We start from the raw sequence: 24,358 nt of genomic DNA, 5'->3' as shown, positions 1-24,358 counted from the left end.
ATAGATACAAATGAATAAAAATATAAATAAACTAATCCTTGTTTTTTTAGGGCTACTAGTTTTTGCGCCCCAAGGTGTTCTTGGGCAATCGCAGTCTGAGAAACCGAAAGACGAATTTCAAAATAAATTATGGTATACTTCACCCGCTAAAGAGTGGATGGAAGCACTTCCTGTCGGTAACGGCAGGTTGGGTGCCATGGTTTATGGTGGTGTAGAAGAAGAACAAATACAATTAAACGAGGAGTCGGTTTGGGCAGGCCCTCCAATACCTACAGGGAAACCTGGTGCATATACCTATATTGAAGAGGCAAGAAAACTCATTTTTAATGGGGAATATGCTAAGGCTAATTCATTGGTGCAAGACAATGTTCTAGATAGACGTATTGCTCCAAGAAGTTATCAGACACTGGGAGAACTTAATCTTAAATTTAATATTGAAGGAACTTCTGAAAACTATAGAAGAGAACTTGATATCGATAATGCCATAGCAAAAACAACATTTACGGCTAACGGTGTTAATTATGTAAGAGAGGTGTTTTCTACTCCAATCGATCAAGTTATAGTCGTGCTATTAACGGCCGATAAACCCAATTCTATTTCTTTAGATTTAAGTTTAGATAGGCCAGCAGATTTTGAAGTTGCAAGTTTAGGTAACAATAAAATTAAAATGTGGGGGCAAGCTAGCCATAAAGGAAAACACCTAGGTGTTAAATACGAAACGCAACTAATGGCAGTCCCTAAAGGTGGAAAATTAAAATCTGAAGACGGCGTCATTTCAATTGAAAATGCAACATCTGTAAAATTATTAATTTCAGCGGCCACAGATTATAACCGTCACGATCCTTTTAAACCTTTAACAGAAAATTTAGGGTCTAGAAATTCTAAAGATTTAAAAGCAGCGAACAAAAAATCGTTGAAAAAATTAGTGTCAGATCATATCGCAGAATATCAAAGACTTTTTAATCGTGTATCTATCGAACTTGGTCATTCAGATTTAGATAAATTACCAACAGATGAACGATTAGAAGCCGTTAAAAATGGTGCAGATGATGCTGGATTATTCGAACTTTATTTTCAATATGGTCGTTATTTATTAATATCATCATCTCGAGAAGGCTCTTTGCCTGCAAACTTACAAGGGATTTGGAACAATCATTTAGTAGCGCCATGGAATGGAGATTATCATACCAATATAAACATGCAAATGAATTATTGGCCGGCAGAACTAACTAACCTTTCAGAGTGTCACGAACCATTTTTCAGCTTTATAGAATCTTTGGTGCCATCTGGACAGAAAACAGCAAAAGAAATCTATAATAACGAAGGTTTTGTAGTGCACCATACTACAGATGTTTGGCATTGGACTGTACCAATTGGTAGAGTTGGTTATGGTATGTGGCCTATGGGAGGTGCTTGGGCAACTGGGCATTTTATGGAGCATTACAGATATACGGGCGATAAGCAATTTTTAGAAGAACGTGCGTATCCTATTATTAAAGAATCTTGTAAATTTCTATTAGATTGGTTAACTACAGATCCGAGATCTGGAAAGTTAGTTTCAGGTCCTTCTACTTCTCCAGAAAATAAGTTTTATCCGCCTAATAATACCGATGGGAAACATGTTAATTTAGGAATGGGTAATGCCATGGATCAAGAAATTATTTACGAAAGTTTTACTAACCTTTTAGATGCAGCTAAAGATCTTGGTATAGACGATGAGTTTACCAAAGAAGTTGCGACAGCTTTAGGGAAGTTATCGTTACCTCAAATTGGCTCGGATGGACGTTTAATGGAGTGGTCTGAAGAATTTGATGAGGTAGATGCTGGTCACAGACATTTAAGTCATTTATACGGATTGTACCCAGGAAGTCAGTTTAATACGCAAGACACCCCTTATGTTATCGATGCTATTTACAGAAGTATAAACCATAGGTTGGCGAATGGTGGCGGACATACAGGTTGGAGTAGAGCTTGGATTATTAACTTTTATGCCCGATTAAACGACTCGAATAAAGCTTACGAAAACGTAAAAGCACTGTTGCAAAAATCGACTGCTAAAAATTTATTCGATTATCATCCGCCTTTCCAGATCGATGGAAATTTTGGAGGAACAGCAGGTATAGCAGAAATGTTACTTCATAGTCATGTAAAAGACGATAAAGGCACTGTTATTTTAGAATTACTACCTGCATTACCTAGTGCTTGGAATACTGGAAATATTACTGGCTTAGTCGCTAGAGGTGGTTTCGAAGTAGATTTGGCATGGGAAAATGGTGCGTTAAAAACAACAACTATATCTTCTAAAGCAGGAGGCATGTGTAAAGTAAAACTTGGAGAAACTACTGTAGATTTGGTATTGGCTGCAGGGGAAAAACGTGTGTTTAACTCTACTTTAAATTAATTAAGATGAAACGTTTAAAATTATTTGCGTTTACAATAGTGATGTCTCAATTAATAGTGGGATGTAAAAGTAATGCTGTTGTAGATGAACAAAACGCGACAAGTGCCGTTAATACAATATGGTACGATGCACCTGCCAAAAAATGGACAGATGCATTTCCTATTGGAAATGGGAAGCTTGCAACTATGACTTTTGGAGGAACCGATGTTGCTAAATTTCAGTTAAATGAAGAAAGCTTATGGGCTGGTGAACCGGATAATCCGTTTGCAGAAAATTTCCGTGAAAAGCTAACTACAGTTCAAAATTTAATTTTGGAAGGTAAAAGCATGGAAGCTAATAAGTTTGGTTTAGCAAATTTAACTGCTGGTCCTGCGTCGTTTAGATCTTACGAGCCTTTAGGTAATTTATTACTAGACTTCGATAATAAAAGTGAAGTTTCTAATTATAAAAGAGCATTAGATATGTCTACAGGACTATCTACTGTTACCTACGATATTAATGGTGCTACAATTACTCAAGAAGCTTTTATTTCGTCAATAGATAATGTATTATGTATCCGTATATCCACTACAGGTAAGGAAAACCTTAACTTTAGTATTGCTTTAGAGCGTCCTAAAGATGTAACGGTTTCTGCATTAGCAGATGGTTCTATACATATGGATGGACAAATTGTAGATATCGAAGCTCCAGAAGCACGAGACGAAAATGCTGGCGGTTCTGGTAAAGGTGGTGCCCATATGCGTTTTGCAGCGCGACTAAACACCACGGTTAATGGAGGTTCAATTACTGCAGAAAATGAGAAGCTAAAAGTGAGTAATGCTAAAGAGGTGGTTTTAAAATACACTGCTGCGACAGATTATAATTTAGAGTTACTAAATTTTGACAGAAGTATAGATCCTGTGGCTAAAGCAGAAAAAGTTTTAAATGCAGCTTCTTCTAAAACATGGGACGATATAAAAAACGCCCATACTCAGGAGCATGCTGCCATGTTTAATCGTGTAAGTTTAGAAATGGGCGATCCTGCATTAGACTCTTTATCTCTGGATGTGCGTTTAAAAAATTATAAAAAGGGCACTGTAGATGCTGGCTTAGAAGCACATTTGTTTCAGTTTGGACGCTATTTATTAATGGGGAGTTCTCGTGCTAATTCGGTATTACCTGCAAATCTGCAAGGTAAATGGAGCGAGCGTATGTGGGCACCATGGGAAGCAGATTATCATTTAAATGTAAATCTGCAAATGAATTATTGGGCTGCAGACGTGGCCAATGTTTCAGAAACTATGGATCCATTAATTTCATGGTTTAAAAAAATTGTAGATGTTAGTAAACCGTATGCTAAAGACATGTACGGTTCTAATGGTTGGTTTTCTCATCATGCATCAAATCCATTTGGGCGCGTTACGCCTTCAGCTTCTACGCTATCCTCACAGTTTAATAACGGTGTTTTAGATCCGTTACCAGGAGCGTGGATGGTTATGAGCTTATGGGATCATTATGAGTATACTCAGGACGAGGTGTTCTTAAAAGAAGAATTATATCCCATGTTATCTGGAGCAAGTGAGTTTATCTTAGATGTCTTGGTTAAAGATAAAGATGGAGTCTTACACTTTTTACCATCATCGTCTCCTGAAAATCAATATTTAGATCCTTCAACAAACGAGATGTTAAGAATTACTTCAACCTCAACATATCATTTATCTATAATTAAAGCCGTTTTTGGGGCAACTCAAGAAGCGGGATCTATTATAAATATAAACGACGATATCCAGAAACGTATTGTTGAAGCTCAAAAGGCGTTACCTGATTTTCCAATTTCTGAAAAAAATGGAAGAATGATGGAATGGAGACAGGATTTAAAAGAGAAAGAACCTGGTCACAGACACCTTTCTCATATGCTTGGTTTACACCCATTTTCTATAATTACAGAAGAGACTCCAGAACTTTATGAAGCGGTAAGAACCAGTTTAGCATGGAGAGAAGAGAACGGACAAGGAGGTATGGGCTGGGCCTATGCACACGGATTGTTAATGCACGCGAGATTATTGGAAGGTGAAAAAGCACATAAAAACTTGGTGACCTTATTAAGTAGAGGTCAGAAAAGTAGTTTAATGAATACAATTGGGCCATTCCAAATCGATGGTAATTTAGGTGCAACAGCAGGTGTCTCAGAGATGTTGCTTCAAAGTCATTTAAAAGACGAAAAAGGTAATTTTATTCTTCATGTATTACCTGCAATTCCAGAACAATGGGCTGAAGGAAAGGTTACAGGTTTACAGGCTAGAGGTAATTTTGATATAGATATGGAGTGGAGTAAAGCCAAACTTGTTGTAAATATTAGTTCTGAAAAAGGCGGTACTTGCAAAGTAAGAGCTTTAGGAAATACCATAGATGTGGTGTTACAACCTGGAGAGGAAAAAGAACTAACGTTTTAGATGAGAAAGATTAAAAATACAGGTATTTAATTAAAAGAGACAAGGCTATTGAGGATGAAACTCAAGCTTTGTCTTTTTTTTTTTTATTAATACTAAAAGCCTTTTAGGCTGAATAAAATTGATATATATGAAAAAAACAGTACATATTGGAGTTGCTCTTTTGGTTATAATAAGTTGTTTTTCAATGCAATCTGTTGCACAGAATAGCGAGAAAGCAGACTTGAAAATTTCAAAGAAAGTAGAGCAATTGGTCGGTAAGATGACTTTAGATGAAAAAATAGCAGAGCTTACCCAAGATGCACCTGCTAACGATAGATTAGGAATTCCGTTTATGAAGTTTGGAGAAGGTTTACACGGATTGTGGGTAGACGGAGTAACGGTTTATCCGCAGGCCATAGCTTTAGGGTCTACGTGGGATCCAGAACTTATTAAAAAAATGGCAGAGCAAACAGCATTAGAAGCTCGAGCATTAAACATTACACATATTTATTCTCCTAATTTAGATGTGATTTCGGGAGATGCGCGATATGGTAGGGTAGAAGAATCTTATGGCGAAGATCCGTATTTAGTGTCGCGTATGGGTGTGGCTTTTATTCAAGGGATGCAGGGTATGGGAAGTGAGCGTTACGATAAAAATCATGTCATGTCTACCGCAAAACATTATGTAGGATATCCAGAAAATAGGCGTGGTATTAATGGCGGATTTAGTGATATGTCAGAGCGCAGATTACGCGAGGTGTTTTTGCCACCTTTTGAAGCGGCTGTAAAAGAAGCTCAAATTGGTAGTATTATGCCGGGTCATCAAGATTTTAACGGGGTGCCATGCCATATGAATTCTTGGTTATTAAACGATATTTTACGAGACGAAATAGGTTTCGATGGTTTTGTCGTGTCCGATAATAATGATGTTAGTCGTTTGCAAACCATGCATTTTATTCCAGAAACACGCGTAGAGGCAGCTTTGTTAGCGCTAAAAGCAGGTGTCGATATGGATTTAGCGTTAGGTAAAATTCCAGAGCAATTAAGCTTTCATTCTACCATTTTAAAAGATACACTGACTAAAAATCCAGAGCTTGTAAAATATGTAGATACGGCTGTGTCAAGAATTTTAGCCGCTAAATATAAATTAGGTCTATTCGATTCGGAACCTAAAGCTGTAAAAAAAGATACTATTGTAAGTAAAAAAGAACATCAAGACTATGCTTACGAGCTAGCTAAAAAGGCTATAGTTCTATTAAAAAACGAAAATAATTTACTGCCTCTCGACCTTAAAAACTTGAAGTCTTTAGCCGTGATTGGACCAAATGCTACCGAACAACCACCTGTAGAATATAGTAGTTATGCTTTGTTAGGCGGGTATTCCGGATTGCCTCCTTATTATGTGTCGGTTTTAGACGGTCTTAAATCTAAGACGGAAGGTCGTGTTACAATTAATTATGCCCAAGGATGCGATTTAACAGGAGATTCTAAAGCGGGTTTTGCCGAAGCTATAGATGCAGCTAATAAATCTGATGCTGTTGTGCTTGTGGTTGGTGGTTCTCGTAGAACGGGTGGTGAAGGTGTAGATCGCGCAGATCTTGATTTACTTGGTGTACAGAATGAATTGGTAGAGGCTATCCAGAAAACAGGAAAACCCGTTATAGTGGTTTTAATAAACGGACGTCCGTTATCTATAAATTATATAGCCGAAAATATTCCTTCGGTGTTAGAAACTTGGTATTTAGGAATGCGATCTGGAGATGCTATTGCCGATGCTATTTTTGGAGATGTAAACCCTGGGGGAAAATTAACAGTATCATTTCCGCGTTCTGTTGGTCAGCTTCCAGTCACGTACTTGGAGCGTCCCGACTTTGTTGGTTCGGGAAAAGGTAGATATAAGTACAGCGATAAATCACCGTTGTTCCCCTTTGGATATGGTTTAAGCTATACAACATTTAAGTATTCCGAATTAACGTTAGCAGACAGTACTATAAAATCAGACGGGTCTACTACTGTATCTGTTAAAGTTACAAATACCGGGAGTATAATAGGAGATGAGGTTGTGCAAATGTATGTGCGCGACGATTATGCTTCGGTTGGGCGTTATCTGAAAATGTTGAAGGGTTTTAAGCGTATTAGCCTAAAACCAGGAGAAACAAAAACAGTGTCGTTTAAACTCGGTTTCGATGAATTACATATTTTAAATCAAATTATGAAAAAGGAAGTAGAAGCAGGAACGTTTACGATTTCTGTTGGAGCATCTTCATTGGAAAAAGATTTAAAGACCATATCACTTCGGGTAAGTCAGTAATACATTTCAATAGGCTATTACTTTTATAAGCCTTAAAGCAATAAAAAAAAGAGCGTACAATGGAGTTTATCTTTCCATTAGTACGCTCTTTTTTATGTTTTAGAACTATTATTTTACGTCCTTCACAGCCAAATTAAGTTGATTACCACTTTCGTCTATAGTTTCAAAACTAAGTTGTGCTGTTTTTCCGTTTTCTGGTGGCGTTATTTTAATTAATAAGAATCCTCCTGTTGGATCTTCTTGTATGTAAGGCTGTTTTATTAGGCCTAAAGGGTCTGTAGATCCTACATCGCCTGGTTTTCTTCCTGGTCTTGAGTTTTGTCCGTTTATGGTTCCTGTTCCAAATTCTTCAAAACCCGCCGGGTGAATGGAATGGTATTGCCAGTGACGATCCCCTGTAATAATATAAAAGTTTTTGTCGATATTATTTTTTTTCAACCAATGAAAAAAGGCATCGCGTTCTTGCTGAAAACCACCATAACTCACGTGATTGTCGTGTTTAGAAGCATCGTCTGGACCAACCAAAGGAGAAGCTACAATAAATAGTTTAAACGTTGCTGTGCTCTCTAAAAGCGATTGTTTTATCCATTTTAATTGGTCTTCACCCCAAATAGATTTATGCGGTCCGTCCGGTAACGTATTATTATCTCTGTAATCTCGACCTTCTGGCATCCAAATTTGCAAATGTTTGTTGATTTGTCTGGTTCGGAATGTAACTGGATTTGGGTCTTCTGGAGCCGCTAAAGGTGTTTGTTCTAAAAAAGTCGCTCTTGCCAAACTTGGAGATGGTGCTTTTCCATTTTCTTCGTTGTCACTATCATTATATCTGTATTCATGATCGTCTTTCATGAAATATACTGGTACTTCTCCAAGAAAATTATACATACGTGGCATGGCCATTTGGCGGTGCCATTTAGCACGCAATTCGGTCTGAGTTTTAGCTATACCTTTATTAGGGTAATCATAATAAACGGTGTCTCCAGTCTGTACCCAAAATGCAGGTTTTGTTTTTTGCATTGCGGCTAAAGCTGGAAAACCTAATTTTCTGTCTTCGCCTTGTGCTGCTTTACTTTTTTCCTTTGCTCTTAAAGCACCGCCACCAAGAAAGAACTTACCTAAGTTCATGCAAGACGTTACTACGAAAGAAACGGGTTTGTCCATTTCGGGTGTTTGTAAAGTAGAAAAAGAGCTCGTAGGTCCTGTTTCTGTATCTAAATCGGTAATGCCGTAATGTACTCTTACGTAATATTTAGTGTCTGGATTTAAATGGTCTATTTTAAACTTGACTACAAAATCATTGTTTGGAATGGCTTTAAGCCAAGACGATGAAGTCGATTTTTTAAATTTTGGATGGTCCGAAATTTCGAATCTTGCCATACCTGAAGTGCCTTCAATATCATAACTTAATAAGGCTTCAGCAGTGTTAAAACCATTTTCAGGCATACTGTTTTGCTTGGTAAGTCGGGTTTGTAATATGGCAGAAGATTGACTCACTTCTCCAATCATTTGTGGAAAGCTGTACATTGAAGAATCCTTACTTAAATAGGCCCAAGAGGGTGTAAATGATAGTGCAGTCGCACCAGCTCCTGATAGTTTTATAAATTGTCTTCGTTCCATTTCTTTTCTGCTTATTTATTAGTTAAGTGATTCAGAAATGATAGTAACGAGATGCTGTATTTACAACAATATCTCTAATATCTATTCTGAAAATTTAATAGGGGATTTTTATATGTAATAGGGGTATTATTTTAAATAGCCTTTGTCTAATTCTTGCTTTAAGTATGCTTGCATTTCTTTTATTTTTTCTGGATATTTTTCAAATAAATTAACGCGTTGTTCTGGGTCTTTTTCTAAATCAAAAAGTAAACCCGCTGTTGAAAAATCTGTATACCCTCTCAGGTTTTTAAAAGATTCTGGCATTCTTGTTACAGAGCCTGTTGGTGTGTTTATATACAACCAATTATCTTGTCTTACAGCATAGCCACTGGCATTTGTATTGTGTATGGTAGCTGTTCTGTGTTTATTTTTGTTAGGTTTTCCGGTGATGATAGATAAAAAACTTTGACTATCGATAGCACCTTGCTCAGGAATTTTAGTTTTAGTGATTTCTAAAAGTGTAGCCATTATATCGACCTGAGATATTAGATTGTCGGAAACTGTTCCGGCTTCAATATGATTTGGCCATTTAATAAGGAATGGAATATGGTGTCCACCTTCCCAAATATCTCGTTTTAAGCCTCGAAAATCTCCCATACTATAATGGTCATATTTTTCAGCTCTTTCGAATGCGAATTTTTCTGGACCATTATCTGAACTAAAAATAACTATAGTGTTTTCTTCAAAACCATTGTCTTTTAGTGCTTTTAGAACTTGACCGGCTACCCAATCCGTTTGAAACACAAAATCACCATAAGCGCCTGCTTCTGAAGTACCATCGAATTCATCGTTAGGAATGATTGGAGCATGAGGAGCTGGTAGGGCTAAATATAAAAAAAAGGGTTTATCCTTTTTTTGATTACCGATCCATGATATGGTTTTTTTAGTTAAGGTAGGTAATACAGTATAGGGATCCCAGCCCGCTACTTTTGGTCCAGGGCGTGAATCCCAATCAATTTCTTTAGCTTCTCTTTCAAATTGATTAAACTCAAAAAAATCATTTGGAGCTTCAACAAATTTATCATTTTCTACCCAAGCATATGGAGGAAAATTAATGGTACCATCACCAAAATAATAATCAAAACCACGATCTATTGGACCACCCGTTAGAGGCGCTTCCCAATCTATATCTTCAACCAAATAGGTTTCATGCGTTCTGCCCCAATAGGTACGTTCTCCAGAAGGTTCTTTATTAATAAAGTTCCAGTGCCAACCTAAATGCCACTTACCGATCGCGGCAGTTTCATATCCTTCTGTTTTTAAAAGTTGAGGTAGCGTAACATCTGTATCTTTAAAAAGTGGCTCTCCAAAAGATTTTACAATACCGTGGGTTCTTCTCCAATGATATTGACCTGTTAATAAGGCAAAACGACTTGGGGAGCAGATAGCAGATGAGCTGTGAGCATCGGTAAAACGCATGCCTTCGGTAGCTAATTTATCTAAATTAGGCGTTGGTATTTTAGAATTGGGATTCTGACAATTTAAATCCCCAAATCCCATGTCATCAGCATAAATAATAACAATATTTGGAAGTTGTTTTGAGTTTTCTTGTGCATATATCGTATTACATAAACATAAAATAAAAACGGTAGCTATACGTAAGGTAATATTTTTCATACTTTCAATTAGATGTTGGTAATTTGAGTTAGACTCTTGTTACGTGTTTAAATAAATAGGTGCGTATTATTCTGAGAGGGGTGTTTAACCGTTATTTATTAAGTTTCTCCCAATTGGGGCCTTCATCTCTAATTTCAATCCATTCCTTGATCATAATCGTTTTTAGTGACTCGACCATTTCTGGTTCCGCAGTAACTAAATCTATTTTTTGTTCAGGATCGTTAGATAAATTATAAAGCTCGAAAGTTTCAGGAACAGATGTTTTCATCCAATCCATTAAACTAAGTGTTTTGGTCTTATCTGGGAATTTTCCAATAAGTGTGTAATCGTTATAGCGCATGCCTATGTGTGGCATTCTAAAATAGGTGTCTTCATGGTTTGGATATACCCATAAATAAGGTTTTTCTCTTGTTATTTTTTGTCCGATAAATGCGGGAAAAGCATTTATACCATCGAAGTGGATTCCAGAAGGCATTTCTACTTGAGCTAGATAAGCTGCTGTAGGAATAAAGTCTGTTGAGACCACCATTTCATCACTTGTTGTTCCCGCTTTTATTTTGGCAGGATAGCGTACTATACCTGGTACTCTGTGTCCGCCTTCATAAGGGAATCGTTTCATTCCTCTATAGATTCCTGGTGTTCCAAAGCAATTATCTCGAGTTGGGGCTTCCCATTCGCCTTGAGATTCTTCTAAATTAACAGGAGATTCTGGTCCATTGTCACTGGTAAAAATAACCATTGTATTTTCGGTTAATTGCTCCTTGTCGACTGTGGCCATAAGATTTTCAAAAGCCTTGTCTAATTGAGAAACAGTACCGTAATATTCTTTTTTATTCTTACTAATGTCGTATTCTGGACGAGCAACACCGCCGTAACTAATAGATTGTTCTAAGCTATCTACCGTAGCATTGTCGTACATCGTGCTAAATTCTTCTGGAGGAGAAAGTGGCGCGTGAGGTTCGTGAGTAGATACTATTAAAAGAAAGGGTTTGGTTTTATCTCTTATGTTTGTTAACCAATCTGTAGCTTCTTCTGTTAATACATCGCAATACCATCCGCTTACTTCGCCTACATTTTCGCCATTTCTAATAAATTTTCGGAAGTTTTTAGGACCACTATATGCATTGTGGGTCGAAGCGAACCAGTAATCGAATCCTTGATCTCCTGGGTTTGGTTCTGGTGCTTTGTCTGTTTTTTCTAAACGTGATAAATGCCATTTTCCCATAAATGCGGTTTCGTAACCGCTAGATTTAAGGATTTCGGCAATGGTTGTTTCGCTATCTCTTAAATGTGTTCCAGCATAACCTTGTAGATAGTAAAAGCCGCTTCTATATGGGTTTTTACCTGTTAAAAGGCCTGCTCTAGAAGGCGAACAAACCGTTCCTGCCGAGTGTAGGTCGGTAAGAATTACGCCTTCTGAAGCAAACTTATCTATGGCAGGCGTTTGTATAATCGGGTTGCCATAGCATCCTAAATCGCCATACCCCAAATCGTCTGTTAGGTAAATAATAATATTAGGTTTTACCTCTTTTATTTCACGTGTTTCTTTTTCTTCAGATTTACAACTAACAAACGCTATAGATATTATAAAGACATATAGAAGTGCTATTTTGGTTTGACTTCTCATTCTTATTTTTTTGTTTTTGATGCTTCATTTAACTTTTCCCAATATGGGCCTTCGTCTCTAATCTCTAACCATTGCTCTAACAGTATAGGTTTTAATTTTTCAACCATTTCAGGTTCTGTAGTTGCAAGATCTGTTTGTTGTGATGGGTCGTTAGCTAAGTTGTAAAGTGAAAAGGTTACAGGTACAGATGTTTTCATCCATTCCATAATTGTGACATCGTCTTCCTTATCTTTAAATTTTCCGATAAGTGTATAGTCGTTATATCGCATTGCCATATGTGGCATTCTAAAATAGGTGTCTTCATGTGTAGGGAAAATCCATAAATACGGTTTTTCTCTTTTTATTTTTTCTCCTAGAAATGCAGGAAATGCATCTATTCCGTCTAAGTTTATGTTTTGTGGTGCTGGAACTTGCGCCAGTTTAGCCGCAGTTGTTATAAAGTCGGTAGCCACTACCAACTCATTACTTACTGTTCCAGCTGGAATTTTGGCCGGGTAACGAATAATACCAGGAACTCTGTGTCCGCCTTCGTAAGGGAATCTTTTCATTCCTCTAAGATCGCCAGGTGTTCCAAAGCAGTAATCACGTATGGGATCTTCCCATAAACCCTGAGATTCGTCTAAATTTACAGGAGATTCAGGACCGTTATCACTGGTGAAAATAACCATAGTGTCTTCGGTTAAATTCTCGTCGTCTACCGTTTTCATTAAATTAGCAAAGGCTTGATCTAATTGAGAAATTGTACCGTAGTACTCTTTTTTATTCATTGAAATGTCGTGCTCTGGTCTTTCAACACCACCATAACTAATAGATTGCTCTAGACTGTCTACCGTAGCATTATCGTACATGTCGCTATATTCTTCTGGTGGCGAAAGTGGTGTGTGTGGTTCGTGAGTAGAAACAATTAAAAGGAAAGGCTTACTCTTATCTCTTATGTTTGTTAACCAGTCTGTAGCTTCTTCTGTTAATACGTCACAGTACCATCCGTTTACTTCGCCAACATCTTCTCCATTTCTAATAAACTTTCTAAAATTTTTAGGACCTGCAAAGGCATTATGTGTAGATGCAAACCAATAATCGAAACCTTGATCGCTAGGGCTAGGCTCTTTCGCTCTAGATGTTTTCTCTAAACGCGATAAATGCCATTTTCCCATAAATGCCGTTTCGTAGTCTCCCGATTTTAGCACCTCGGCAATGGTAACCTCGCTATCTCTTAGGTGAGTTCCCGCATAACCTTGTAAGTAATAGAAGCCACTTCTGTAAGGATTTCTCCCTGTTAAGATTCCTGCACGCGACGGAGAACATACTGTTCCTGCCGAATGTAAGTCTGTAAGGATAACACCTTCGGATGCAAACTTATCTATACCAGGTGTTTTAATAATAGGGTTTCCGTAACATCCCAAATCGCCATAACCCAAATCGTCGGTGAGGTAGATAATTATGTTAGGTTTTTTTTCTATAGGTTCTGCGACAGCTACTTCTTTAGCCTTCTTATCGTTGCATGAAAAAAGAGAAAGCGTGACTGCTATTAAAAGTAAGAACTGAAAGAGGGTATTAGATGTCTTCATGAAGCGCTATTTTATAAGTTGTTTATGCGAAAATTATATATAATATTATGATTAGAGCTATAAGAATACCCGTGTATAAACGCACGTCTCTTATGCCTCTAAATTTATCGTTAATTAAAAACTGAAATGGATTGTCCCAAGTATATTCTAATTGTGCTGCTGTTGGTTTTGGTGTCGCATAGCTAATTGCAAAATAAATAAAAGAACAAATGCAGAATAGCCACCAAGCCTGCATCATGAAAGGGATGCCTAGTGTATCTGTGATTAATTCTGGATTTCCTGAAAGCGGTGGAATAAAGTCTACACTAAAAGCACCTATACCCAGTACAAATCCAATCATTAATGTATATAAAGAAGCTTCTTTTGTTCCTCTTTTGCTAAATACACCAAATATAAATACGGTTGCAATTGGTGGCGCTAATGCGGCGGCTATTTTATTTATAGCTTCGAATATACTGTTAAACTTGCCGCCTTGCGTAGACCAAGCCATGGCTAAAATCATAACGATTACAGCAACCCATTTTCCTATTACAACTTGTTTTTTATCGGTTAGGGAAGGGTTCATTCTTTTAGCGATATCAATAGCGACTAAAGTAGAACAGCTATTAAGAGCTGCGGCTATGGTACTCATAAGTGCAGAGAGCAATGCCGCTGCAAAAATACCTTTTATGCCCACGGGAAGTAAATTGTTAATGAGCACTGGTAAAGTTTCGTTACTTGTTGTAATTTGTTCTTTAAATAAAACGTAGCCAATAATACCCGGTAGTACCATTATAAATACCGGTAAGAGTTTTAGAAAGCCGGCGAATATTGGACCTTTTTTTGCGTCGTCTTCACTTTTAGCGGCTAGCACGCGCTGTACAATGGTTTGGTCTGTACACCAATACCATATTCCAATTATGGGGTAACCCAAAAATATGGAGTACCAGGTAAGTCCAGAATGCCCTTCGTGTCCCGGAGTTCTAAGCATACTTAGTTGGTCTGGTTTTACAGCATTTTTAAAATCGGCTATCGAATGTACGCCCACTTGCGGGAGAGCTTCAATAGCGAAATACGTTAATAATATAGCGCCTACAATTAGAATAACGGTCTGTACACTTTCTGTAATAACGACAACCTTTAAACCCCCCATTATGGTGTAGGTAGCGGTGATTACCGAAATAATTAAAATTGAGACATATTCATCAATTCCAAATAAGGAATTAAAAACAATTGCGCCAGCATAAAGACTCATGCCTATGTGTACAAATAAAGCCCCAAGAATAGCCATAAATGCTAGAAAAGATCGGGAGGCACCACCATATCTTTTTTCTAGAAATTGAGGTAAGGTAGAAATTTTGCTTCTAAAATAGAACGGTGCAAATATTAATCCCAATAGGATTAAAACAATTGAAGCCATCCATTCAAAATTCCCCCAGACTAAGCCATCTTCAAAACCTGAAGCGGCTAAGCCTACCAAATGTATTGTAGAAATGTTACTAGCAAAAAGTGACGCACCTATAACAATCCAATTTAAACTTCTTCCAGCTAAAAAATAATTGTCGGTGGTCAAGTTTGTTTTTCTTGAGGAAAGAATCCCTAAGGACAATATTCCCAGTAAATAAAGGGTAATTATAAATAAGTCTATACTATTCATCGCTATTTGTTAAAACCTCCAAAATCAAAGTCTGTGTTCTTTATAGACTCTAAATATACTAGTGTTTTTTCAATCACAGATAAATTTATTGGTTCTTGACTCCAATCTAGGTTCTGATTTAATATATTTTGATTGCTACAACTAAATAATGTTGTGTTTATTTCGGAGTTTCGAAGTGCAAATTGTAGTGCAATTTTTTCTATAGGAATATTTGAATCTTTACAATAGGCTATAGTTTTTTTTATGACAGCTAATTCTTTTACGTTTACAGGATACCAATCGGGTGGCCCTTTATGGGTGAGTAACCCACTGGCAAAAGGGGAGGCATTAACCAAACCTACATCTTTTGCCTTTATTTTGGGTAACAGTTTTAATAATAAATCGTTAATTAGTGTATAGTGATTATGTACAAGAATTACATCTAATTCGTAATTTGTAATAACATGATCTAATACTTCTATAGGATAGCACGAGGCGCCTATAAATTTTATCTTTCCTTGTTTTTTTAAATCTCTTAACGCCTCGAGACCTTCCGTTAAAGCTAATTTTAAGTATTGTCCTTGTCCGTATTCGATATCGTGTAAAAATACAATATCAATATAATCTGTGTTTAAGCGTTTTAAACTAGACTCTACAGATTTTATAATGGCGCTGTACGAAAAATTAAATACAGGAGGCAGTGATGCTGTTTTTCCTGCTTTTGTTGAAATAATAAATTCGTCTCGCTTCAGACTTTTTAAACCTTCACCTAGAACTATTTCTGAAGTCGCCGCCCCAAAAGGAGAGGTTTCTCTGCCGTAGGCGGGAGAGGTGTCAAAATAATTAATACCTCTATCAAAGGCCGTGTGAATGGTTTTAATAGCTTCATTTTTGTCCGTTTTTTCGAACATGCCTCCAACCGCAGAGGCTCCAAAACCTAAATGGCTTATTTTTAAATCGGTTTTTCCTAACCTATTATATCTCATTATCGATTTGGGTTTTTAAGACTCTAATTGATTTATATTATGCGGGAGGGTCTGAGCTATTATCTTTTTTAATATTTATTTACTAGGATTATAAGTTTTCAAAGGTGTATGTCTGTCCTTTGTCTGTGTTAAATTCAATAATTTGGTTTGCACGTTTTTTGAAACGAACAGATTTTCCGTTAGACATGATTTTAACATTGCTAGGCATTTTAATTTTACAGGTTGTTCCTGCTTTAGATAAGATGCTAACGGTGTTTATTTTATTGTTTTTCCAACTAAAGTCAAATTCAAAAGCACCTCTAGCCATTACTCCATTAAATGTTCCATCGGCCCACTCTGAAGGTAATGCTGGTAAAAGTTCAATATATCCTTCATTAGATTGAATTAGCATTTCTGTGATTCCTGCTGTCACTCCAAAAGACCCATCGACTTGTAATGGTTTAAAACATTTAGCAAATAGGGAGATATAACATTGTTCTTTGATATAGCCCTTAAAAATGTCGTTTGCTCTATCACCATCTTTTAATCTAGCCCATAAAGCCATTTTCCAACCTCTAGAGAAACCGGTACCTCCATCTCCACGTTGTTCTAAAACTTTTTTAACAGGTTCAATAAATTCAGGGGTTTTGTTTAATGAAATAACGTTTCCTGGGTACAAACCATATAAGTGAGAAAAGTGTCTGTGTTTATCTTCTTTTTGTGCGTAGTCTTTAGTCCACTCCTGTAGCATACCATCTTTTCCAACCTGATTTGGTGGGAATAGTTTTCTGGCATCCGCCACTTTTTTAGAGAATTCTTTATCTACACCCAAAACTTCGGTCGCCGTATTGTAATAGCTAAATAAATCTTTTAAGATTTGCATATCCATTGTTGCACCAGCGACTATAGTTGTAAAATAGTAGTTCCCGGTAACCTCATCATAGAAGTATTCGTAACCTTTTCCTTTTGGTGGATTTTCTGGAGAGTTAGACGGATTTGTTACTAACCACCCTGTTTCTGGGTATTCAACTAAAAAGTCCATAAAAAACTCTACAGCACCTTTCATAGTAGGGTAGATGTCTTTTAAATAGTCTTCATCCTGTGTAAATAAGTAATGTTCCCACATGTGCGTGGTTAACCATGCACCTCCTACTGTAAATGTTCCCCATGTTGGGCCGTCCATTGGTGCAGCTACTCTCCAAATATCTGTGTTTTGGTGTAAAACCCATCCTTTGGCTCCGTAGTGTTCTTTAGCAACTTCCGAACCTTGATCTGTAAGTTCTTTGATCATGGTGGTTAACGGCTCTGAAAGTTCTGATAGATTGGCAGTTTCCACAGGCCAATAATTCATTTCTGTATTTATATTGGTTGTATATTTTGAATCCCAAGACGGGTTCATGCTATTGTTCCAGATACCTTGTAAGTTTGCAGGTTGTGTTCCTGGTCTTGAAGAAGAGATAAGTAAATATCTACCAAAATTATAACATAAAGTAGCTAACTGTGGGTCTGGCTTTGTTTGGATTTCAGTCATTCTTTCGTTCGTAGGAAGAAAAGACGTCTCTGTTGTAGGCAGTGTAAGTGTTACTCTGTCAAAATACTTTTTGTAATCCTTTAAGGCATCTTCTTTTATTGTAGAGTAAGATTTTTTAGCAACATGAGCGAGCATGTCTTGTACACGTTTATGTTGGTCTGCTGTAACATCTTTATAATTCTTGAAATTAGTAGCAGCGACAAAATATAAGGTTACACTATTTGCGTTTTTAATAGTAAGAATAGCATCATCTCTACTCATTTCTCCGCCATCATGGTGGGCCTTAATCTGTGCCTCATATCTTAATCGTCCTTCTACGCCCATATAATCGGCAGATTTTCCGGTTAGCTTTAGTTGGTCTGTTCCAACACCATCCATTCTAAAGTAATCTGTTGCGTAATTAGAGTGCGCACTATTTCGTACTCCTCTAAGTTCAGCGTCTAAAGAAATGCTATTCGGCTTATCGGCTGTTATTTTAATTGCTATAGTTTGATCGATTGCTGAAGCAAAAATTTCTCTTTTATAATTAACGCCATTAGACGTGTAAGTTACGGTAGCAATTCCTGTTTTTAAATCCAGTGATCTTTTGTAGTTTTTTACGTCCTCTTTTTTGAATGTCAGGCGTAAATTTGCAAGTGATTGGTATTTTTGTTGTTCTACAGGATATCCCATTAAAGCACGACCAAATAATTTATGAGCTTTAATTGGTTCGTCATTAAAAAGTAGTTCTTGAATTTCTGGAAGTTTTTTATATCCACCTTTTACAACTGTAGAATATGGGCCTCCAGACCAATATGTCTCTTCATTAAACTGAATGTCTTCTTCGTCTTGTTTACCAAATACCATGGCACCTATACGACCATTTCCTACAGGTAAGGCATCTTCCCAAATTGCCGCGGGTTGATCGTACCAAAGCAAAGTCGCAGGGTCTATGTCTTGACCGAAAAGTTGTGTTCCTGAAAACAGAACGGAAAATAATAGTAGGTTGAATGTTAATTTCATAGTTGTAAGGTTGTTAAGTGGTGTTTTGCTGTTCTTACTATGTTTGTTTAGACTTTTGATATGATCCTGATTTTTAATCTGAATGTGTGCACACTAATTTTTAAGATGAGCACATACTTTAAAATAGGAGTAGAAGTCAATTGTGATGCTGCTACTCCTTGACCAACTTAAATTATCGAAATCTTAAATTTAGCCTTTTTAAAGTAAAATTATTAATATGTAAAGTTATGCGAAATGTTGTGGAATAAGTTTGCAATATTAGCGTAATTATATACTATTTTAACAATGTTATGTTGTTTGTGTTATTTGGTTAATAAGAGTTTTGAATCCCTAAATATAGGGATTTTGTTTATGAATAGGGGCTAAATACTGTTATTTAGGTGTGATTATTAATGTAATGTTACAAAGTAATATTAGATGCGGTGTAGACGGATATATTTTACTTTTTTAATACATTTTTAGGTGTTCCAGTAGGGTTAAATCTCTGAAATATAAAGGGCGTTGTACTTCTAGAATGGCTTAAAGCATATAGCCTCATGTGGACTATCTGAGTTTTAATTTATTATTTAAGCTTCGTGATATTGCTCTAAGATTATGAGTATTTATAGAGGGGGGAATTAGGATTAAAATAAGAGCAAAAAAAAGGAGTAGAAGTGTATTATTCACTTCTACTCCTGCAATTAACTCAAACTTAAAAAAACTATTTATGAAAAAAAATTGTATTTATTGTACGCCCGTACGTTTGTCCCACCACATTTGTGTGCCGTAAAAAATGTCTTTTTCTACAACATCTGTAGGGAAATTTGTGTTTAATGATTTTTCAGAATCTGGGTATGGGAATCTAAATGGAGGTCTGTTGTGCGAGGCTGAGTAATCTCTAGAAACTTCTTGAATTAGTGGTACATCGGTTCTTCTTGCTTCTGCCCATCCTTCAACACTTTGTTTGTAAAGTGAAATCCATTTTTGAATACGTATTTTGTAAAGGTTATCGCTAGAACCGCTATCCCAAGCTATTTCATCTTGTGCTAAAAATGTGGTAATATCTTCAGTTGCAATTTCATTTTCTTCTAAGGACATGGTAAGTCCAGTTTCGTAATTGACTTGGGCTAAATCTCCTGAGATTAAATTACGCTCGTAAGCTTCTGCAAGTAAAAAGTATACTTCGGCAGTATTCATAAATGGAGAGAATCCAGCAGGGTTGTTACCAAATCGGTCACCAATATGAGAGACATTATTCCCGTTGTTTAGGGTGTCGTTTAGTTGGTTTGGTCCAAACTCATAACCATGATAAACACCATATTTATTCTTATCTGCATAAACAGGTAATCTTGGGTCGTCATTATCTTGAAGCGTATTAACCAGCGTTTTGTTTACTCGATATCCGTGTATCTTGTTGCCATCGGTAGCTCCCATGGTAGCGAACCAAGGCTCGACATCAGGTACTACACCTGGCCACCAGAAATAAGCATTGTCGTGATTTGTTTCGAAAACAGGGTAAGCACTCGGGTTGTTAACAATACTTGCAATTACGGTTTTAGCCGTAGCCTCGTCGGCAGAAGACATTCTAATTGCTATTCTCAATCTTAGGGAATTACAAAATTTACGCCATTTGGCAACATCGCCTTTGTATAGAAAGTCGCCTTCACCTATATCGTCTCCGTTAGTATCGAAAAGGTCTGCAGCTGTTTTAAGTTCCGCTAAAATTTGTGCGTAAATTTCAGGTTCTGTATCGTATTTAGGATAAATTGTTTGCTCTTCTTTCAGATTAAAAGCTTCGGAATATGGTATTGCTCCCCATATGTCAGATGTTTTATGAGCCATATAGCTTTTTAGAGTTAATGCGGCGGCATATAAATTGGTGTTCTCTTCGGTGTTGGCTACGTTCATAGCTTCTACGGCATACGTCATGGAAGCATACATGGCATCCCATTGACTATTGTTAATACCAACCCTGTATTCGTAGTCTCCACCAATTGGGGCGTTATATCCTGCATAGCTCGCTGTGTAATATGCGTCAAGACGTTCTCCAAAAAGAATTTGGGAAGAGTTTAATAGTGCTTTTCCTAATATGTTTGTGGCAGGAACTGTTGTCGCGCTATTGGGACTTACATTCATACTTTCGAACTCCGATGTACATGATTCTAGGAATAGTGTGAATAAAACCAATACTAGAAATGAATTTTTTGTATATATTTTCATAATAGTGTTTTTTGTTTTTTAGAAACTAGCTGTTAATTTAAATCCGATGCTTCTTGTTGTTGGAACTTGGAAGTTTTCATATCCGATACCTGCTTCTCCACCTCCGAAACCTACTTCCGGGTCTAATCCATATTCTTTTGTAGAATCGTCTTGATAAAGAATAGCTAAGTTTCGTCCCACTAGAGATAAATTTAATTTAGAAATGGCATCAATTTGCGACATGTTAAATGCATATCCAATAGACATTTCTCTAAGTTTAACATAAGTCGCGTCAAGAATTGAATATTCATGATTGTTCCAAACCCATGGTCCGTTATAGTATTCTTGGGCAGATACACGAACATCGTTTGGCGTGCCATCTTCAAAAACACCATCTACAATTAATCCTGTTTCTCTAACATTGTTTTTTACAGTGTTCTCGTAAGATCCGGTAGGGTAAGAGTGCCATGCTGTGGTACTAAACATATCGCCACCAATTTGTGCGTCGATTAAGAAATTTAAGCTTACGTTTTTATAACGTAATGTGTTGCTTATTCCTCCTGTCCAGTCTGGAGTAATATTACCTAGTTTTTCTGCGTTACTTGTTGTTAGTGGCGTTCCGTTTGCGCTAACTACCGTCTTTCCGTTGTCGTCTTTTACAAATGGTAATCCCCATAAAACGCCCCATTCTTCACCTGGGATTGCTAAGGTTCTTACACCTCCGAAACCGCTAGAAATCTGGTAAGATTCTAAATTACCATATAAAGAATTTACTGTACTCTTATTTTGTGCATAGTTAACTACAACATCCCAGTTAAGTCCTTCTGGGTTTTCAATAATACCTGCAGAAACCATAAGTTCTACTCCCTTGTTTTCAATTTCACCTGCATTTAATAACATACCGCTATATCCAGTAGTTGTAGAAGTTGTTACAGAAAGAATTTGATTTACTGTGGTTTGTGTGTAGTATGTGAAATCTACTCCAATACGGTTTTTCCAAAAACGAATATCTGCACCTATTTCATAAGATGTTGTTTCTTCTGGTTGTAAGCCTGTAGGAGGTAAGGTGCGTGATGGTGTGAAAACGGAAACACCATTAAAAGATCCCGCAGAGTATGTGGTGTCTAATTGGTATGGATCTGTATCGCCACCTACTTTTGCCCAACTTCCTCTAAGTTTCGCGTAAGACAATAAATTGGAGTTCATAGATAAGGCTTGTGTAATATCTAAACCAGCACTAACTGAAGGGTAAAAGTAAGACCAACTTTCTTGTGGTAGGGTAGAACTCCAGTCGTTTCGTCCTGTAACACCTAAGTATAATACTTTTTTGTACGATCCGTTAAAGGCAAAGTACGCACTGTTTGTTTCGTAATTACTTTCGTACATACTTGTACCAGGTGTACCTTTAACATTCGAAATTGTATATAGGTCAGGAACCGTAAGGTCTGAGGCGCTTAAGCCCATAGTTGTGTAGTAATTTGTTCTTCTGTTTGCTCCAATTAATCCATCTATTCTAATGTTGTTAAATGTCTTGTCGAAGTTTAAAGTCACATCTGTATTTACCTCTTTTTTATTGATGTGGGTTTCAGAAAATTGACCTCCACGATCCAATCTTATGTTTCTAGTCGTTCCAGATTGTGTTATGGTCTTTCTAATTTCGTTATAAAAATCTACACCTACTTGTCCGTTAAACGACAGCCAATCGTTTATTTTATAGCTTAAAGATGCGTTTCCATATACACGTTCTCTGTTAAATGAATTTGTGTTTCTCAGACTGTAAAACGGATTGTCTCCATTAAACATATAATCTTCATTACCCTTTTCGTAAAATAAATCTTTAGCATATTGTGTTGGGTAATCTCTTTGTAGCCATCCAAATATATCTGCCCAAGCATATCCCACAGTAGGTAAGTTATCACTTTCTTTATTTACATAATTAAAGTTTACAGAAGCTGTTAACCTGTCGGTTGGTGTTAAGTTTAAATTGGCAGAAAGTATGTTTTCTGTTTGGTCTGTATTATCTACTATTCCATCTGTATTTATATTCATATAAGATACTCTTCCAGATGCTTTTTCACCATTAGAAGTAATAGATACGTTATTTTGAATGGTAAGACCAGTGTCGAACCATTGCGAAGTGTTTTCTGGTCTAGATACCCAAGGACTGTTCTCTCCGGTAGACCATTGGTCTAATAAAAGTCCCGAGTCTAATCTAGGGCCCCAGTTTATGGGTTGAGAGTCGTTAATACCTCCGCCAGCTCCATCGACATAGTTGTATGAGAATTGTTGTGCATAGTCGTTATAGCTCAGGTTGGTGCCGTTATTTGCATTGTACCTGTTGTAAATGTATTCACTTCCATCTCGTCCACCGCCATATTCATTTTGAAGATTTGGTAAGTAAGCGGCTTTGTCGAAAACTACAGAAGAGTTAAATGTTACTCCCATAGATTTTCCAGATTTACTTCCTTTTTTAGTTGTAATTATAATTACTCCATTTGCAGCTCGACTTCCGTATAATGCAGAAGCATTTGCTCCTTTTAGTACCGAAACAGATTCAATGTTATTCGGGTCTATGTCCGATGTTGTATTTCCCCAGTCTACACCACCAGCACCAGCAAGGTTAGGAGACGAATTGTCTATTGGTGTCCCGTCCACTACAAAAAGCGGTTGGTTTCCTGAAAACGATGCGTTTCCACGAATAACTATTCTTGACGAAGAACCAACACCACTACCACCACTGGTTACTTGTACTCCAGCAACCTTACCTGATAAAGAGTTTACGACATTGCTTTCCGGAACTAAGGTTAATGCTTCTCCTTGTACTTCTTGTACCGCATAACCAAGAGTTTGTTTGTCTCTCGCAATACCCAGGGCGGTTACCACTACTTCGCTTAAAGCTTGTGCATCTGGTTCCATACTTATATTTATAGTAGATTTTGTTCCAACAGTAATTTCCTGTGTAACATAGCCCATATAACTAAAGCTTAATACAGATGTGGAGGACGCCATAAGTTCGAACTTTCCATCAAAATCTGTTGTGGTCCCTGTAGAGGTATCTTTTATTAAAACAGTGACTCCGGGGAGAGACATTCCGTTCTCGTCGTTAACTGTTCCTGAGACATTCAGGTCTTGTGCAATCGCCTTGCCATGTGCCATAAGTATTACTCCAAATAGCAACAAGTAAGATACTGATTTGAACTTAAAAATATTTTTCATAGGTCATTATGTTAGTTTAACAATACGTAAAGTTATATCTGATTTTAGTGTGAAAAGTTTACGATTTTAACACGATTAGATACTTTTATAAGAAAAAACACAGGTAGTTGTAGTTTTAAATCAAGGAGGTGATTCTTGATTTATAAGGGATTATATTGTGTGATTATTAATCTAGGCATTTGTTTTTAAGTGTTTATTGATGTTTTAATAATTGATCTGTGAAATCAGAAATTTTGCCTATAGATAGTGGTGTGATTTTA

12 protein-coding genes are annotated in these 24,358 nt (G+C 36.9%); 3 read left to right on the top strand and 9 right to left on the bottom strand.

All coding sequences use genetic code 11. The features are described 5' to 3' along the window. Positions 1-10: 10 nt before the first annotated feature. The 3 genes from ACKC83_RS00615 to ACKC83_RS00605 all read left to right on the top strand — a co-directional run bounded on the left by ACKC83_RS00615 (position 11) and on the right by ACKC83_RS00605 (position 7,123). Entirely contained in the window at positions 11-2,401 is a 2,391-nt protein-coding gene (locus ACKC83_RS00615) for a glycoside hydrolase family 95 protein (protein WP_434036662.1), read from the top strand. Positions 2,402-2,406: 5 nt separating this feature from the next. Continuing rightward, a complete protein-coding gene (locus ACKC83_RS00610; RefSeq protein ID WP_434036661.1) occupies positions 2,407-4,833 on the top strand; it encodes a glycoside hydrolase family 95 protein in 2,427 nt (808 codons plus the stop codon). 127 nt (positions 4,834-4,960) lie between these two features. Continuing rightward, the gene (locus ACKC83_RS00605; RefSeq protein ID WP_434036660.1) at positions 4,961-7,123 is read left to right on the top strand and encodes a glycoside hydrolase family 3 N-terminal domain-containing protein; all 2,163 of its coding nucleotides are present in this window, start codon (positions 4,961-4,963) and stop codon (positions 7,121-7,123) included. A 108-nt stretch (positions 7,124-7,231) separates the two neighbouring features. Here ACKC83_RS00605 and ACKC83_RS00600 read toward each other — a convergent pair whose 3' ends face one another. From ACKC83_RS00600 to ACKC83_RS00560, 9 genes are all read right to left on the bottom strand, one after another. After that, positions 7,232-8,740 (bottom strand): alkaline phosphatase D family protein, encoded by a 1,509-nt coding sequence (locus ACKC83_RS00600; protein WP_434036659.1) that lies wholly within the window; start codon positions 8,738-8,740, stop codon positions 7,232-7,234. 126 nt (positions 8,741-8,866) lie between these two features. After that, positions 8,867-10,396: a sulfatase family protein gene (locus ACKC83_RS00595; protein ID WP_434036658.1), complete on the bottom strand. Its 1,530-nt coding sequence runs from the start codon at positions 10,394-10,396 to the stop codon at positions 8,867-8,869. 91 nt (positions 10,397-10,487) lie between these two features. After that, the gene (locus ACKC83_RS00590) at positions 10,488-12,023 is read right to left on the bottom strand and encodes a sulfatase family protein (RefSeq protein ID WP_434036657.1); all 1,536 of its coding nucleotides are present in this window, start codon (positions 12,021-12,023) and stop codon (positions 10,488-10,490) included. Between the two features lie 2 nt (positions 12,024-12,025). Continuing rightward, entirely contained in the window at positions 12,026-13,591 is a 1,566-nt protein-coding gene (locus ACKC83_RS00585; protein ID WP_434036656.1) for a sulfatase family protein, read from the bottom strand. 22 nt (positions 13,592-13,613) lie between these two features. Next, the gene (locus tag ACKC83_RS00580) at positions 13,614-15,227 is read right to left on the bottom strand and encodes a sodium:solute symporter (RefSeq protein WP_434036655.1); all 1,614 of its coding nucleotides are present in this window, start codon (positions 15,225-15,227) and stop codon (positions 13,614-13,616) included. A gap of 2 nt (positions 15,228-15,229) precedes the next feature. Next, positions 15,230-16,192: an aldo/keto reductase gene (locus tag ACKC83_RS00575; RefSeq protein ID WP_434036654.1), complete on the bottom strand. Its 963-nt coding sequence runs from the start codon at positions 16,190-16,192 to the stop codon at positions 15,230-15,232. 88 nt (positions 16,193-16,280) lie between these two features. Further along, positions 16,281-18,704: a glycosyl hydrolase family 95 catalytic domain-containing protein gene (locus tag ACKC83_RS00570; protein ID WP_434036653.1), complete on the bottom strand. Its 2,424-nt coding sequence runs from the start codon at positions 18,702-18,704 to the stop codon at positions 16,281-16,283. Positions 18,705-19,427: 723 nt separating this feature from the next. Further along, on the bottom strand, positions 19,428-20,903 hold the full coding sequence (locus ACKC83_RS00565) for a SusD/RagB family nutrient-binding outer membrane lipoprotein (RefSeq protein WP_434036652.1): 1,476 nt from the start codon (positions 20,901-20,903) through the stop codon (positions 19,428-19,430). 18 nt (positions 20,904-20,921) lie between these two features. Next, positions 20,922-24,098, bottom strand: a complete 3,177-nt coding sequence (locus ACKC83_RS00560; RefSeq protein ID WP_434036651.1) for a SusC/RagA family TonB-linked outer membrane protein — start codon at positions 24,096-24,098, stop codon at positions 20,922-20,924. Positions 24,099-24,358: the final 260 nt, after the last annotated feature.

Origin of the sequence: Formosa bonchosmolovskayae (genome assembly GCF_051016085.1) — a bacterium.
In the GTDB taxonomy this organism is placed as follows: Bacteria; Bacteroidota; Bacteroidia; order Flavobacteriales; family Flavobacteriaceae; genus Formosa.
This window is presented reverse-complemented; position numbering and strand designations above follow the sequence as displayed.